Genomic DNA, 15,807 nt, shown 5'->3' with positions numbered 1-15,807 from the left:
CTGGTATTGTTTTTGTGTAAAACTTTGCTGAAATTCAGGGTATTGTGAAATCAACAGAAACCACTCATAAAGCAAGAAAAAAGGTAATCATTGGGTTTATGCTCGCCATAATGCTGGTGCTGAGTGTAGGGGCAGTGACTTATTTCAGCCTTAATAAGTTGCTTGACACGGTGGAGACCCTTTCCGAGCCCAGTGACCGGATGCAAGAGCTCAATGCCCTTCTCGCCGATGTTTATCAATTGGATAAGGTGAAGGGAAACTTCGAGCCTGAGAACGACACTTCTGTTGCGGTCAATTACTTGGATAAGATCGAGAAAAAGCTGAATTATCTTGAGCAATTTGCCAATGACACTGTTGAAATCAACCATTTAAAGCAAATCAACTATAATATAAATGAGCTTGTGGTTGTGTACAACGGGCTTCGAGAGGTGAAGCAAAACCTGATCAACAGGAATTTTAGCCGCGAAGCACTCAAAAACCTGGAAACTAAAATAAAGCGACAGGAGGAGATCAACCGGTTGCAGAATTTAGGGAAAATTCGCTTTGACCACAAAATAAGAAGGGCAAAAGGAAGGCTGGACTCTCCCGCGCAAAAGAAAGTCAATGTAGAGGAGAACTTCAAGGACGGTAACCTCATGACAGAGGCAGAAGTGGAAAACCTGCGTGATATGTTTCAGCAGTTTAGGCCAAAAGTAGATGAGCAGGATACCATAAGTGAGGCCAATTCCAGTTATTCTGATTCTGTTTTATATGCGGTAAAGCAGTTTTTGGTAAACATCAATTATGAGGAGCAGCACCTCCGCTCCAATCTGGCAGAACTCGAAAGAGAGCTGAACCAAAAGAACCGAGCACTAATCGAAGATACGCAGACGGTTATTTCAAACCTCCAGTATGATGCACTGGCCGAAGTGGAGCAGAAAAACGCTTCCCTCTACGCGTTGGCCTTTGACGTGGCCATTTTATTGGGCGTCATTATTTTTGTGGGGATTGTGGGCTCATCAGCCTTTATCTACAGCATTCTTACTGAAATTAACAAGGACGAGAGCAAGCGTTTCGAACTCGAGCGTGCGAAAGTCAGGTCTGATAAATTGGCAAAGGCAAAGCAGAACTTTTTGGCCAATATGAGCCATGAAATCAGGAATCCCCTCCATGCCATCCAGGGCTATAATGAAGCTATTCGGAAGACTTCAATGACCAAGGATCAGGAAGATTATGTAAACATGGTGGGGTTTGCTGCCGAAACCCTCTCTGGAATCGTCGATGATATATTGGATCTTTCCAAATTGGAGGCGGGAAAGATCACCGTGGAAAATGCACCTTTTGATCCCCAGGTACTTTTTAAGGCCATTAAGAATTCCTTTGAGTTGAAGGCAAAGGAAAAGCAGATAGATTTTGTGTGGACGATAGAGCTGCCGGAAGAAAAATGGTTGTTGGGTGATGAACTCAGGATTCGACAGATCCTGAATAATTTGATAAGTAACGCACTGAAGTTTACAGAAGAAGGGATGGTGGCCGTGAAAATTGCCTATGAAAAGGATTTTCTACTGGTCAATGTCAAAGATACCGGTATTGGTATGACTGCCGAGTTCAAGGAGAATATTTTCAAGGAATTTAACCAAGGCGATGGCTCGATCAATCGGCGCTATGGCGGGACCGGCCTGGGGTTGGCAATTGTCAAGCGGATGCTTGATTTGCTGAAAGGTAAAATCTCATTGGAGAGCCACCCGGGAGAAGGGACGGAATTTAAGGTGAAAATTCCCGTAAGACCTACTGAGGCAGCGGTAAAAGAAGAAGAGGTCGGCAGTTGGTATGACCTGAGTGGATTGAATGTGCTATTAGTGGATGACGATTCGGTAGGGTTGAAATTTGCGAAGCTCTTACTTGAAAGCAATGGTGCGAACGTCTATGACTACCTTGGAGGAATAAAAGTCAGGGATGAGTTTAAGCAAGTACCTTTGGATCTTGCCTTGTTGGATGTGCAGATGCCAGAAGTAACAGGATATGATACTTTGCGGCTGATAAGGGGAAAGTATGGATACAAGGACCTGCCTTCTATCGCTATTACGGCCAATGTATTTGCCAAAGAAAAGGATCAGCTTTCAGATGCTGGGTTTGATGCGATCGTTCTCAAGCCATTCAAGGAGAAGGATTTGGTCAAAAGGATCGGGAAAGTGCTTAAGCTGGAGTCCGTTCCCCATGATGTGAAACATGCGAATGTCAATCAAGATGACCTTCCATCTACCAAACCGTATTCGGTGGAGGACATCGCCAAGTTCTGTATGAACGATGAGGAAATGCTGAAGGAGGTATTGATTGATTTTTGTTCAAGTACCAGCATGGACCTCGTCGATCTGGGCCAGGCTTGTGCGCGCGAAGATTGGGAGCAATTGCTGGAGATAGCCCATAAGCTTGGTAGTCGATTGGGACAGCTGAAGATCAAGTCAAGTACCTTGGCGAGAGGGTTGGAATATGACCTGAAGGAAGGTAATACTGCTAGTGCTCCCGCTATGGTAGATAGGATAAAAAAAGAAACCCTTGTGGTGCTGGATCAGATCTTGGCAGATTTCCAGTTGTTCACAAGGGTATCTTGATGGTGTATTGGTTAGTTTTTTTAATCGATACCGTATTTTTCGATTTTGTTATAAAGTGTTTTACGGTCGATGTTAAGGATTTTAGCAGCCTTTGACTTGTTGTGCTTCACCTCGTTGAGCGTTTTTATGATCATGGCTTTTTCCTGCACTTCAAAGGAGGATTTTAAGTCATTGGTATTGCTCTTTTGCGAACTAGAGTTTTCCGGCAATAAAAGATCCACGGGGAGCGATTCCTTGTGGATATAGTCATCTGTTGTCAGGAGTACTGCCCGCTTGATGATGTTTTTAAGTTCCCGCAAGTTTCCAGGCCAGCTATAGGTATTGAAGATTTCCTTGACATCGTCACTGAATCCTAGGATTTCCTTTCCAAGTGACTGGTTGGCATCCTTAAGGAAGATGGCAGCATAGTGAAAGAGGTCTTCACCTCTTTCTCGTAACGGCGTTGACTTGAGACTGAATTCGTTCAAACGGTGGTAAAGATCCTCGCGGAATTCACCATTCTTGGCAGCATTGGACAAGTCTTCGTTGGTGGCCACGATGATTCTTACATCTATGGGGATATCTTTAGTGCCTCCGATTTTACGGATTTTTCTTTCTTGGATAGCCCTGAGCAGCTTTATCTGCACTTCATAGCTCAAGTTACCGATCTCATCGAGAAATATCGTTCCGCCGTTTGCCATTTCGAAATGGCCGGTTTTATTGTCAAGGGCACCGGTGAAGGCTCCTTTTACGTGGCCGAACAATTCGCTTCCCGCGAGTTCTTTGGACAATGAGCCGCAGTCAATGGCCACAAAGGGACCGCTGGAGCGTTTAGATTTTTCATGGATACGTTTTGAAATGAATTCCTTGCCCGTACCGCTTTCGCCCAATACTACCACGCTCATCTCCGTAGGCGCTACGAGCGAAATGTACTGCTCAAGCTGTAAGGATTCGGGGCTTTTTCCGACCACATATGCGTCATTTACCTGGCTTTTGGAGGAGCTCTTTACGGTTTTTTCAGCTTTTGGGGCTTGGTCTTCCGGAACTCCTCTGGTAGGAGGAGACTTCAGTGCTTCATTTACTGTCGTAAGCAGTTCATCTGGATTAATCGGTTTGGTGATATACTCTATTGCTCCGAGTTTCATGGAGCGGACAGCTGTCCTAATATCAGAATAATTGGTGATCAGGATGACCCTGGTATTCTTTTTATTATGAACAACGTTCTCCAGTACTTCCATTCCCGTCCCGTCTGGTAATCTGTAATCAGTAATGATCAGGTCATACGATTTCTTGTCCAGCATCAAAAATGCTTCATTGATCTTGGCGGTTTGGTCCACCTCGTATTCGTTTTTCTCCAGAAAATTCTTAATGATTTTGGAATAGGTCAAATCATCCTCAATCAGAAGTATTTTTGCATTTGCCATAAGTCAAATATTCTATAACAGGTAAACACAGCTGAAACTGTGCCATAAATTAAATATTGCCTTTTTTCGCTTTTGTTGGTGAGTATAGCGTCAGTAAATAGCCCAAGGCAGGGCTTGTGTGATTTCTATTGGCAACGTTTATATCTGCTAAAGTAATTAATATTTTTATAAGCTTTTAATAAAAAAATATGGCTTTTTTTACGGGAAAATGGCTGTTTTTATACTTGTATTGAATATTGCTTTTTATAGCTTGAAATTTGTTTTTTTTAAAGAAATGTTCCTAGTAAATTATTTTTATTGATGTTAAAATTATTTTATTGGTGTATCCTGCGAACCGCTCAAATAATTCTTGAACAGCCGATAATTACTTTTTCGGCTGTTTCGTAAGGGGTTGAGCTACCTCGATGGGTTGGCTGTCGTACGGGATCAGCTGACCTGCATTGTTAAATTTGGCCCTAATGATGAACTTCTCTTCATCTTCAAAAGCTAAGCTGTAAAATCCTCCGGTACCGTTGGAGACTTTGGTGGCCTTGATCAATTTCATTTCTGCAAAGACACTGTTTTGATTTAAGGTTTTGATGATGGGATTTGGCAAATTTCTGTATTCGACAATTTTAGTGTCCGCTAGGCCTTGGGGCAGGCAGTTTTCTTTCTGTTCCGAAACGGCAGGTTTTGGATCTGTAGTGGGGTCTGCACATCCCGCCACGAGCAGAATGAACAAGAGATATTTAAATATTGGCAATTTCATGATTTCAGTGGTTAGTGCTTTGATCGACCTGGATTTAAATACTTCGCAGATTTAAAGCGCTTGTAAAGCAGGAGCCAAAATCAGACCATTCCCCTTCAAATGTATTGAAAGCCATGTTTTTAGCTTGTTTATGCCAATATTTGGCGATGGGTTGAGGTGCAAATCCACATAATGTAGATTTCCGAAAGGGTATTGGGTCGGTATGGTGCAATTTCCCTGAATATTTTGTTTCACTGCTAATTTTGGGTAATCATGTACTGTTCCTGCTGCTATTACTTCTGGAGGTTGGCCAGTACCATTCGGATGAATCCGCCGGTTGTGCATGGGATCGAAGGGGGAACGATTGTGTTGAGGCTTGCAGTTGTTTTGCAATTCTTTTATATTAGTGCCAATAATTATTAAATCTATAACTCTTTGCTTGCAATTTTCCCTCAGGCACGTGCGCTTGAGGGATCTTTTTTTATAGCTTTGTAGAAAATTAGCATTTGTTTATTAGCATTTTGATTTTATGCAGGCAAGTTCTCCCATTGGGATTTTTGATAGTGGAATTGGCGGTTTGACCGTCGCTAGGGCTGTAAAGAAGCTCCTGCCAGATGAGCAATTGGTTTATTTTGGTGATACGGCCCATTTGCCCTATGGTGATAAAAGCACTGCAGCTATTCAGGCATATGCGGTAAAGATTGCCGATGTATTGCTAAAGGCCAATTGTAAAATGGTATTGATAGCCTGTAATTCAGCTTCTACGGCAGCCTTTGAATTGGTCAAGGCATACGTGGCTTCGCGTGCGGCAGTCTTTGATGTCATCGAGCCGGTGGTGGATTATGTTGGTCGTGAGCTTTCCAATAAACGGGTTGGGCTGATCGGGACTAAACAGACAGTCAATTCCGGGGTCTATCGCCAGAAAATAGAAGGTTTGGACAAAGGGGTTTCTTTTACTGCCTTGGCCACGCCCCTTTTGGCACCAATGATAGAAGAGGGATTTCACAGTAACAGCATCAGCCGGGAAATCATCAAGTCCTATTTGGATGACGAAGAGCTGACGGCTATCGATGCCTTGATTTTAGGGTGTACCCATTATCCATTGATCAAGCCCCAGATAGATGAATTTTACGAAGGAAAGGTAAAAGTGATTGACAGTTCGGAGATGATTGCCCAAGCTACGAGACAATATCTGGAGACGGAAGGCTTACTGAACACAGGGGCAAAAGGCAAGGATCGTTTCCTGGTCTCTGACTACACCGCTTCATTCGAAAATACGACGAAATTGTTTTTTGGTCGAGAAGTAAACTTGGAGAAGTATCCACTTTGGGAGTAATAACGCTGGTCTAAATTACTATTTTAGAAAAGTACGTTAAGGGATAATTATTTTTAGGTTAGTCTTTTGATTGTAGGCTTATTGCTAGATGATGTGTTTTTGTGTAGAATATTATTTTTTGTAGCAAACTGTTTTTAAGGACAAATTTTGAAAAAATGAATTTTTCTTTTTAAAAAAGGGTTGTTAAAGCCCCGAGACATTTGGGAGAAAGTGATAAAAAAGGTTTAACTTTGTTGCTTAAAATACTACTTGCAAATACCCGATGAGTGATCAAATCAAACACGAATGCGGCATAGCCATGGTCAGGCTCCGCAAGCCCCTTCAATACTATATTGATAAATATGGTACGCCAATGTATGCTGCAAACCGGCTTTATGTGCTAATGCAGAAACAAATAAACAGGGGCCAAGATGGTGCAGGAATTGCAAACATTAAGATAAACAGCAAGCCCGGTACACGGTACATCAGCCGGTACAGGTCAGTGGATCCGCAAGCAGTCAACTCCATCTTCGGAAAAGTGTCCAAGAAGTTTCGAAAAGCAAAGAAACTTGGTGGTGAAGAAGGACTTAAAAATGCCGACTGGATCAAGGACAATGTCGCCTTTTCCGGTGAAGTTTGGTTAGGGCATTTACGGTATGGTACCCATGGGGAAAATAGCATAGAGACATGCCATCCTTTCTTGAGGCAAAACAACTGGAGGAGCAGGAATTTGGTGATGGCAGGGAATTTCAACATGACCAACGTGGAGGAGCTGTTTGGAAAGTTGGTGGAGTTGGGACAGCACCCAAAGGAGAAGACAGATACCGTGACGGTGATGGAAAAGATCGGGCACTTTGTAGATGAGGAAAATCAACGGATTTTCAATAAATACAAAGGAGAATATTCCAATAATGAGATCACTGAGGTGATCGAACGGGAGCTTGATGTGGCCAGGATACTGAGAAGGTCCTGCAGGGATTTTGACGGTGGTTATGCTATGGCGGGAATCATCGGGAATGGAGCTAGTTTTGTGGTAAGGGATCCATCGGGGATCAGGCCTGCCTACTACTATGCCGATGATGAAATCGTCGTCATTGCCTCAGAAAAGCCGGCCATTAAGTCTGCTTTTAATATCGATTACAATGCTATTCATGAAATCAAGCCAGGTCATGCACTGATCGTCAATAAGGACGGTTCATATGGAGAGCATGAAATCCTTTCTGCCCTGGAGAAAAAGTCGTGTTCATTCGAAAGAATATATTTTTCAAGGGGTACCGATCCGGATATTTACAGGGAGAGAAAACAACTCGGAAAAGCCCTGATCCCCCAAATTCTCAAAGCGATCGACTTTGATCTAAAAAACACCGTATTTTCATACATTCCGAATACTGCAGAGACTGCGTTCTTAGGACTTATAGAAGGTCTTGAGGACTACTTGAGCGCCAAGAGACGTGAGATCCTGTTGGAAGGGAAGCCCCATTTGGAAAATATCGAAGACTTGCTGAGTTTTAGGCCGCGAGTAGAGAAACTGGTGAACAAGGATGTTAAGCTTCGGACCTTCATTACCAACGACAATGATCGCGACGTCATGGTGGCGAATGTCTATGATACTACCTACGAGGTCATCCGCTCCGGTGTGGATACCATTGTTGTGCTGGATGATAGTATAGTGAGAGGTACGACGTTGGAGAAGAGTATTCTGACGACTTTGGATAAGCTGAAGCCGAAGCGTATTATCGTCGTATCATCGGCACCACAAATTCGCTATCCTGATTGCTATGGGATCGATATGTCCAAGATGCGGGAGTTCATCGCCTTCAGGGCAGCGTTAAAGCTATTGGAAGAAACCGGTCAGCAGTATATTTTGGATGAGGTGTATGACAAGTGTATGGCAAATCCCAATGCTGAAGAAAACTTCGTCAAGGAAGTGTACGGTAAATTTACCCCGCAGCAGATATCTGATAAAATTGCCGAAATCATCACCATGGACCAGATCAATGCGGAGGTCAAGGTGATCTACCAAACAGTGGAAAACCTCAATAAGTCCTGTCCGGAGCATTTGGGAGATTGGTACTTCACCGGCGATTTTCCCACGGAAGGGGGAATGAAAGTGGTAAACAAATCCTTTGTGAACTTTATGGAAGGAAAGGTCGTAAGGGCCTACTAGATAAAATTTAAATTATAAGAAAAAGGCCGTCGTTATGATGGCCTTTTTGTATTTTCAGGCCTGCCAAATTAAAAGCTAAATAATCAAACCATAAAAATATGAGTATCAATACTGGACTGTTAAAGCAAGTTTGTGAGGTGGCCGGTGCGCCTGGTTTTGAAAAAAGGATCAGAGACTTGGTCATTAAGGAAGTGACGCCTCTGGTAGATGAGGTGAAAGTAGATAATATAGGCAATGTCATTGCGATCAAAAAAGGAAGTAAAAATCCTGATGGGAAGCGCGTGATGGTAGCGGCACATATGGATGAGATTGGATTTATGGTTACGCACATCGATGACAATGGTTTTTTGAGGTTTCACACCTTGGGTGGGTTTGACCCGAAGACGCTGACTGCCCAAAGGGTAATTGTGCATGGTAAGAAAGATTTGGTCGGGGTAATGGGCAGCAAGCCGATCCATGTGATGACGCCGGAGGAGCGAAACAAACTTCCCAAGACTACTGATTATTTTATTGATTTGGGGATGCCAAAGGATGAGGTGGAGAAGTATGTCCAAGTGGGGAATTCGGTGACAAGAGACCGTGAGCTGATCGAAATGGGGGACTGTGTAAACTGTAAGTCCATCGATAACCGGGTAGCTGTTTTTATTTTGATAGAGGCGTTGAAAACCATAAAAAACCCTCCTTATGATGTTTATGCCACTTTTACCGTCCAAGAAGAAGTAGGGCTTCGAGGTGCCAATGTGGCCGCCCATGGTGTCAATCCGGATTTTGGGATAGCCCTTGATACGACTATCGCATTTGATGTACCGGGAGCTTCTCCACATGAGAAGGTGACAGAACTCGGAAAGGGGACTGCCATCAAAGTAATGGATGCCATGACCATCTGTGATTATCGAATGGTAGATTTTATGAAAAAGACCGCTGACAGCAACCAAATCAAGTGGCAGCCGGAAATCCTTACTGCCGGAGGTACGGATACCGCAGGGGTACAGCGAATGGGCAAGCAAGGCGCTATCGCTGGAGCTATATCCATTCCTACACGGCACATGCACCAAGTCATCGAAATGGCCAATAAAAAGGATATTGCCGCTAGTATAAAGCTCCTAAATGCCTGTCTGGAAAACCTTGACCAATACGACTGGAAGCATTGAAAAGAGAGGTAAGTGTCAATAAGTGAGATAGGAGACTTGAGACAATGACACGGGTCGGGACAATGAAATGGAATATCCTGCCATTGTCCCGATCATTTTTTTCGATATTCAATCCTTTATTTTGCCACTCTTTCATCTTCGTACTTTTTAGCTCGTACTTGGTGCTTTCTCAGGCCTTAACCTTTTTTTTCGGGACTTTTTTGATCAGGTATTGGTACAGCTCGATGTAGTTGACATGTTCGTGGTTGCTGAGGCTGATGGAGTTTTTGTCATCAAAAACAATGGTCAATTGTCTGAATTCCTTTTTATTGGCATGGACAATTTCTTCCTGCCAAGCTAAGATATCAGCCAAGGTGTAGTGTTTTTTCATTCCCCTAAGGGGCAGCCTTACAGTGATTTTGCCTTTGCCTACAGAAAGAAAGCGGTAACCGGCCATCATTTTTACCAATAGCATAAGAAGTACTACCGTAAGGATGCTGGCGCTGGCAAGGTAAAAGATCAACCCATACGTTCTGACAGTGCTGAAATCATGCAGTATATAGCTCAGGCCTGCAAAGAGGATCAATACCACTATTCCTAATGATATATAGGTGGATCGTTTTGGTTTACAGTGAATCATATTCTTTTCTTAGTTCCTCCAGCTTGTACTTGGAGAACGTGATCAAATCAGGGAAGAAGCGATCAAAATACCCCTTCAGTGCTTTCTCATGTTGTTGGAGAAACAGGTGGGCAGATCCCATTTTGGAGTCAAAAGTAGTAAGTTTGGAGATGCCTGTCAAGGTGGATTTCATACCGTCCATGGTTCCGTATGCCACGAGCCAGTCTCCCTTTTTCATATGGTGAAAGAGCTGGAGAAAGCTCTTGGGAAGTTTTTCCTTGTTTTTATCTATGATGGCATATACTTGCTGCGAAAATTCCTGAATGCTTCTATCATCGTATTCATTCCAGTATTTGCTCAAAAAATAATCAAAATAAACATCTGTAATCACCAGGGAATAGCGTTTGTAGGTGGGTTTTAACATTTTCTGGGCTTCTTTGACCACTGGATGGGTATCGGTAAAGTGGTCTATTTCACGATGAAGATGGATGCCCAGAGCGATCCCCGGATCAAACTGTTCCTTCAGATTGCCACGTACAAAATCTCCGATAAAGTTTCCGAGCAAAACCTTAGGGTGGTCAAATGACAGATATGCGTGTGCTAAAAAGTTCAATATTGAAAAACGTTTTGAAGCCTGAAAACTCGGTTTAAATACATTAGTTTTGAATACTAAAAATAACCATTGATGTCGAAAATACAGGAAGAATTAAAAATAACTTTACAACTTTTAAGGAAAGAGTGGAAAGAAGACTTGGAGCAGTACCGGCTCAAGACGCTCAGTGCTTCTATCGCCGATAAGCAGAAAGAAGGGATTTGCTGGTATCCCGTACAGGTGATGAAGACCAAAGTAGGACTGGGAGATCGGTTGATCGTAGAGGTAGAAAGAGCAGATAGCCGGCTTTCGCATGGTTTTCAGTCCGGAAAGACGGTCTCCTTGTTTTCTAATTTTTCGGAGGGGGTGCCCTCACGGACAAATGGCGTGGTCAATTTGGTAAAGAAAAACACCATGGTCATTACCTTGATGGGGAATGAATGGCCGGACTGGCTGCATGATGGTAAATTGGGGGTTGACTTGCATTTCGATGAGGCAAGTTATCGCGAAATGGACTATGCGATGCAGCAGGTGATCAAGGCAGGAGGCGGAAGGCTTGGACAGCTAAGGGATGTCCTGTTGGGACAGGATGCGGCTTCATTTTCTGCTGGATTACCCTTGGCTTTGGAGGCCTCTCATCTGAATCACAGTCAGGAGGAAGCGGTAAAAAACGTGCTGGCAGCGCAAGACGTAGCCTTGGTACACGGTCCTCCAGGCACTGGCAAGACGACTACGATGGTGCAGGCGATCCAAGAAACGCTCCAGCAGCATCGTCAGGTGATGGTCTGTGCGCCCAGTAATGCCGCAGTAGATCTGTTGGTGGAAAAGCTCTTGGCAAAGGGTATTTCGACCTTGCGAATAGGGCATCCGGCAAGAGTGGATGATCAAATACTCGAGCAGACGCTGGATGCTAAGGTAGCAAAGCACAGTGGTTTTAAGGATTTAAAGAAATTGCGGAAGGATGCTGAGGAGTACCGTGCCTTGGGAAGGAAGTACAAGCGGAATTTTGGAGTGGAGGAACGTCAGCAACGAAAGCGATTGTTTGCTGAAGCATCAAAGGTTAAAGAGGCCGCTAGGCATTTGGAAGATTATATCTTTTATGATGTTTTTCAGCAAAACCAAGTGATCGCTACCACGCTTGTAGGGGCCAATCATACTGCTCTGAAAGGAATGGAATTTCCGGTGGTGTTTATCGATGAAGCTGCGCAAGGCCTAGAGCCAGCCACTTGGATACCGGTCATGAAGGCAAAAAAAATAGTGATGGCCGGAGATCATTGCCAACTCCCACCGACCATAAAATCGTATGAGGCAAGTCAGGAAGGGTTAGGCAAAACATTGTTTGAAAAAGTCATCGAATGTCAGCCGGCTGCCAGTTGGATGCTTAAGGTGCAATACCGTATGCCTGAGCTGATCATGCGGTTTTCAAGTGAATATTTCTATCATGGGCACCTGGAAGCGGCAGCATTGACTGATGCCCATTGCTTGAACAAAGAAGAACCGGTGATGGAGTTCATCGATACGGCCGGCAGTGGTTTTGGAGAACACCTGGAAAAGGATTCATTAAGTAAGCTGAATACCGAAGAGGGCAGTTTTGGTTTGGGGCTGCTGGAGAAACTGGTCGAGCGAATTGGTGTGGGGAGTTTTCAGGAACAGCGGTTCAACATTGGGATCATTTCACCCTACAAAGCCCAAGTGAAAAAGTTGAGGGAATTGATGGAAGAGGGGGCAGGGTATGAAGGGCTGAGGCAGCTCTCCGATGCGGTGACCATTGGTACCATAGATGGTTTCCAAGGCCAAGAGCGGGACGTGGTCTTGATCAGCTTGGTACGGTCAAATGAAGAGGGGGAAATCGGCTTTTTGGCAGATACCAGAAGGATGAATGTCGCCCTTACCAGGGCCAAGCGGAAATTGATGGTGATTGGGGATAGTGGTACATTAAGCAGTCATCCTTTTTACCAACAGTTTTTGGACTTTGTATCTGAGAACGGGCTTTATAAGAGTGTTTATGAGTACATGGAGTTGGGGGATTGAATGGTTCAGCTGTCCATGTAGGCAAGGTTAAGATAGCTCAATACCTTGCCAAAAGCTTTTGCTGCATTTTCTTGCTCGGAGCTGAGCTTTTTGCCTGTTAGCCGGCATAGCAGAAGTCCATAAACCCCATTTATGCAGATTTGGATTTCATGACCGATGTCCTGTCCTTCCGCAGACATGATCGACTCGATGACGTGGGGCTTTGCTTCATGGTAAATGGCAAAATATTCCTTGTCTCTTTTTAACAAGTCCCAATGGATCTCGGCTAACCTTTGCACTTCCTTTTGTGTGGATGCTAGATGCCCAGCGTCTTTGATGCCTTCATCTTCCATTTTCTCTGCCAATTCACCAAACCAGTCTGTAGTGGCACTTTTTTCCTCTTCAGATACAGGGTAATGGGAGACGACGTACTGACGGACTTCATCCATATCGAATTGATAGGAGCGGAGCAGGTCCTCCATTTGGTACATGTAAACGATATATTCGCCGATATTTTGTTTTTTTTTCTTTTCTGCCAGTTGTTTCATGAGTGTATAGGCTTTTTGAGAAAGGCAAAGATACAAATGCTGTAATATAATTCCCTAGGCTTTTAAAAAGTTGCGCAAGCATTTCTGCGGCTTTTGCCCTACGCTATTTTGGTAGGAATATCGTATTAGGGCATCTAATGAGATTGATTCTCTAGGTTGTTAAGGGATTCGATCTGCTTTATTCGATGATTGGGAGAACTACTTCTATCTATTGGAGTGCAAATGTGCGGTTTTGCAAAGACTATTTACTATTTTTGCCCACAGAATGGATATGCAAAAAATAAGAAACTTCTGTATCATTGCCCATATTGATCATGGGAAGAGTACGTTGGCCGACCGTCTTCTGCAATTTACCAATACGGTAACTGAAAGGGAGATGCAGGATCAATTGTTGGATAATATGGATCTCGAGCGTGAGCGGGGAATTACCATTAAGTCTCATGCGATCCAAATGAAATATACCTATCAGGAAGAGGAATATACGTTGAATTTGATCGATACGCCCGGGCACGTGGATTTCTCCTACGAAGTGTCCCGATCCATAGCTGCTTGTGAAGGGGCTTTGCTGATCGTAGATGCTTCACAAGGGGTGGAAGCGCAGACGATTTCCAATCTTTACCTAGCAATGGAGCATGATTTGGAGATTATTCCTGTGCTGAATAAAATCGATCTTCCGGGTGCCGAGCCAGAAGTGGTCGCCGATGAGGTGATAGACCTTATTGGATGTGACCGGGAGGATATTATTTTAGCCTCCGGCAAAGAAGGCACTGGAATCGAGGATATCCTGAATGCTGTAGTGGAGAAGATTCCAGCTCCTAAGGGGAATGCAGACGAGCCGTTACAGGCCATGATATTTGATTCCGTGTATAATCCTTTTAGGGGTGTGGAGGTGCTTTTCCGTGTGTTTAACGGAACCATTAACAAAGGAGATAAAATTAAATTCGTCAATACAGGCAGGGAATACGATGCCGATGAAATCGGCGTCCTTGGTATTGTCCAGCATCCACAGAATACCATCAGTGCAGGAAATGTGGGGTACCTGATTTCTGGTATCAAAGTGGCCAAAGAGGTAAAAGTGGGGGATACCATCACGCATATCAAACGGCCATGCGCCAATGCCATCAAAGGATTTGAGAATGTAAAACCGATGGTTTTTGCGGGGATTTATCCTGTAGATACCACGGAGTTTGAAGAATTGAGGGCATCCATGGAGAAGCTCCAGCTAAATGATGCCTCCTTGGTTTGGGAACCAGAGACTTCCGCTGCCTTGGGCTTTGGCTTTCGTTGTGGGTTTTTGGGAATGCTGCACATGGAAATTATCCAAGAACGCCTGGAGCGTGAGTTTGGTATGACGGTGATCACGACGGTACCTTCCGTTCAATTCAAGGCATTGATGAACGATGATACCTTCAAATTGATCAATGCCCCATCCGACATGCCGGATCCGAATCTTTTCAAGCATATCGAGGAACCCTATGTACATGCATCGATCATTACCAAGTCCGATTATGTCGGGCCAGTGATCCAGTTGTGTATGGAAAAACGGGGACAGATCAAAAACCAAGTTTACCTGACAGCTGATAGGGTGGAGCTGATCTTTGACATGCCTTTGGCAGAGATTGTTTTTGATTTCTTTGATAAGCTAAAGACCATTTCCAGAGGATATGCTTCGTTGGATTATGATCTGCGTGACAATAAAGCTTCCAAAATGGTGCGATTGGATGTCATGCTCAACGGGGAAGTGGTGGATGCGTTGTCGGCGGTGGTCCATAGGGACAAAGCCTATGAATGGGGCAAAAGGCTCTGTGAGAAGCTGAAAGAATTGGTGCCTCGACAGATGTTTGAGATTGCAATCCAAGCAGCCATAGGAACGAAAATCATCGCCAGGGAAACGGTGAAAGCCATGCGCAAAAACGTACTGGCCAAGTGTTATGGGGGTGATATTTCACGTAAGCGTAAGTTGCTTGACAAGCAGAAGAAAGGTAAGAAACGTATGAGGCAAGTGGGGAATGTGGAAGTGCCTCAGGAGGCATTTATGGCAGTGCTTAAGCTGGATTAAAGTTAGAGGTACGAAGGTAGAAGTACGAAGTCCTCCCCGCCGCGGCGGGGAGGTTAGGTGGGGTAAACACGATAGGATTTTAGTAAATGACTAGCGATTACAATAATTGACAATGAAAACTAATATTAATCCGGTCAACACTAATCAGGGAAGTACACTGGCAAAGCCTTGGATTTGGAAAATTAGATGGATGTTTTTGGATTAGAAGGTTTTTAAGTTGTTGTAGTTAACTAAAAGCTTTTTGATATGAAAAATAATCTTGTAGAAAGAACAAAAAAATATGCGGTACAAACATGGTTTTTTGTTCTAAACTTCCAAAAACCAGGGAGTATAATGCGTACGCAAATCAGTTGATAAGATGCTCTAGTTCGGTAGGAGCCAATTACAGGGCTGCTCAACGAGCAAAATCTACCGCTGATTTTCTGAATAAATTAAAATAGTAGAAGAAGAAACGGATGAGAGTCTCTACTTCTTGGAGTTATTAAGAGAAGTCAATCAAGACTTGATACGGGATATTGAAGGATTGCATCGTGAAGGAAATGAGTTGTTATCCATTATGGTAGCATCAATTAATAAAGTAAAGAGTAATCAAAAAAAAGTGTAAATGTGAGCAGCTAAACGGAGTCTTCGTATTTCGTACTTCTCA

The 15,807-nt window shown here is 43.7% G+C and carries 12 protein-coding genes; 7 read left to right on the top strand and 5 right to left on the bottom strand.

Going from position 1 to position 15,807, the window contains the following annotated elements:
* The first annotated feature begins 44 nt into the window (after positions 1–44).
* A complete protein-coding gene (locus tag FDP09_RS23520; protein WP_137404873.1) occupies positions 45–2,591 on the top strand; it encodes a hybrid sensor histidine kinase/response regulator in 2,547 nt (848 codons plus the stop codon).
* A gap of 20 nt (positions 2,592–2,611) precedes the next feature.
* On the opposite strand, the gene FDP09_RS23515 is transcribed toward FDP09_RS23520, so the two are convergent.
* Together FDP09_RS23515 and FDP09_RS23510 are read right to left on the bottom strand one after the other, a co-directional pair.
* A complete protein-coding gene (locus FDP09_RS23515) occupies positions 2,612–3,994 on the bottom strand; it encodes a sigma-54-dependent transcriptional regulator (RefSeq protein ID WP_137404872.1) in 1,383 nt (460 codons plus the stop codon).
* A gap of 364 nt (positions 3,995–4,358) precedes the next feature.
* The gene (locus FDP09_RS23510) at positions 4,359–4,742 is read right to left on the bottom strand and encodes a hypothetical protein (RefSeq protein WP_137404871.1); all 384 of its coding nucleotides are present in this window, start codon (positions 4,740–4,742) and stop codon (positions 4,359–4,361) included.
* 508 nt (positions 4,743–5,250) lie between these two features.
* Between FDP09_RS23510 and murI the strand changes: the two genes are divergently transcribed.
* The 3 genes from murI to FDP09_RS23495 all read left to right on the top strand — a co-directional run bounded on the left by murI (position 5,251) and on the right by FDP09_RS23495 (position 9,354).
* Complete coding sequence (gene murI, locus FDP09_RS23505; protein WP_137404870.1) at positions 5,251–6,057, top strand: glutamate racemase; 807 nt, start codon at positions 5,251–5,253, stop codon at positions 6,055–6,057.
* A gap of 262 nt (positions 6,058–6,319) precedes the next feature.
* Positions 6,320–8,203 (top strand): amidophosphoribosyltransferase, encoded by a 1,884-nt coding sequence (locus FDP09_RS23500; protein WP_137404869.1) that lies wholly within the window; start codon positions 6,320–6,322, stop codon positions 8,201–8,203.
* Between the two features lie 98 nt (positions 8,204–8,301).
* Positions 8,302–9,354: a M42 family metallopeptidase gene (locus FDP09_RS23495; RefSeq protein ID WP_137404868.1), complete on the top strand. Its 1,053-nt coding sequence runs from the start codon at positions 8,302–8,304 to the stop codon at positions 9,352–9,354.
* 169 nt (positions 9,355–9,523) lie between these two features.
* On the opposite strand, the gene FDP09_RS23490 is transcribed toward FDP09_RS23495, so the two are convergent.
* Together FDP09_RS23490 and FDP09_RS23485 are read right to left on the bottom strand one after the other, a co-directional pair.
* Positions 9,524–9,973, bottom strand: coding sequence for a hypothetical protein (locus FDP09_RS23490; protein WP_137404867.1), 450 nt, complete (start codon positions 9,971–9,973; stop codon positions 9,524–9,526).
* Positions 9,960–10,565: an acyl carrier protein phosphodiesterase gene (locus FDP09_RS23485; RefSeq protein WP_137404866.1), complete on the bottom strand. Its 606-nt coding sequence runs from the start codon at positions 10,563–10,565 to the stop codon at positions 9,960–9,962. The genes FDP09_RS23490 and FDP09_RS23485 overlap by 14 nt, the downstream gene beginning before the upstream one ends.
* Before the next feature lie 72 nt (positions 10,566–10,637).
* Here FDP09_RS23485 and FDP09_RS23480 point away from each other — a divergent pair, with 72 nt between their 5' ends.
* Positions 10,638–12,575: an AAA domain-containing protein gene (locus FDP09_RS23480; protein WP_137404865.1), complete on the top strand. Its 1,938-nt coding sequence runs from the start codon at positions 10,638–10,640 to the stop codon at positions 12,573–12,575.
* Between the two features lie 5 nt (positions 12,576–12,580).
* Here FDP09_RS23480 and FDP09_RS23475 read toward each other — a convergent pair whose 3' ends face one another.
* A complete protein-coding gene (locus FDP09_RS23475) occupies positions 12,581–13,102 on the bottom strand; it encodes a DUF4924 family protein (RefSeq protein WP_137404864.1) in 522 nt (173 codons plus the stop codon).
* 265 nt (positions 13,103–13,367) lie between these two features.
* On the opposite strand from FDP09_RS23475, the gene lepA reads away from it, so the two are divergent.
* Both lepA and FDP09_RS24395 read left to right on the top strand, forming a co-directional pair.
* Positions 13,368–15,161 carry a translation elongation factor 4 gene (lepA, locus tag FDP09_RS23470; RefSeq protein ID WP_137405148.1) on the top strand — a complete coding sequence of 598 codons (1,794 nt, stop codon included), beginning with the start codon at positions 13,368–13,370 and terminating at the stop codon, positions 15,159–15,161.
* 293 nt (positions 15,162–15,454) lie between these two features.
* Positions 15,455–15,601 (top strand): four helix bundle protein, encoded by a 147-nt coding sequence (locus FDP09_RS24395; protein WP_187328763.1) that lies wholly within the window; start codon positions 15,455–15,457, stop codon positions 15,599–15,601.
* Positions 15,602–15,807: the final 206 nt, after the last annotated feature.

The sequence above is a fragment of the Echinicola rosea genome (genome assembly GCF_005281475.1).
Lineage (GTDB): Bacteria > Bacteroidota > Bacteroidia > Cytophagales > Cyclobacteriaceae > Echinicola > Echinicola rosea.
The sequence above is the reverse complement of the archived record's forward strand: the minus strand, read 5'-3'. Positions and strand labels throughout refer to the sequence as shown.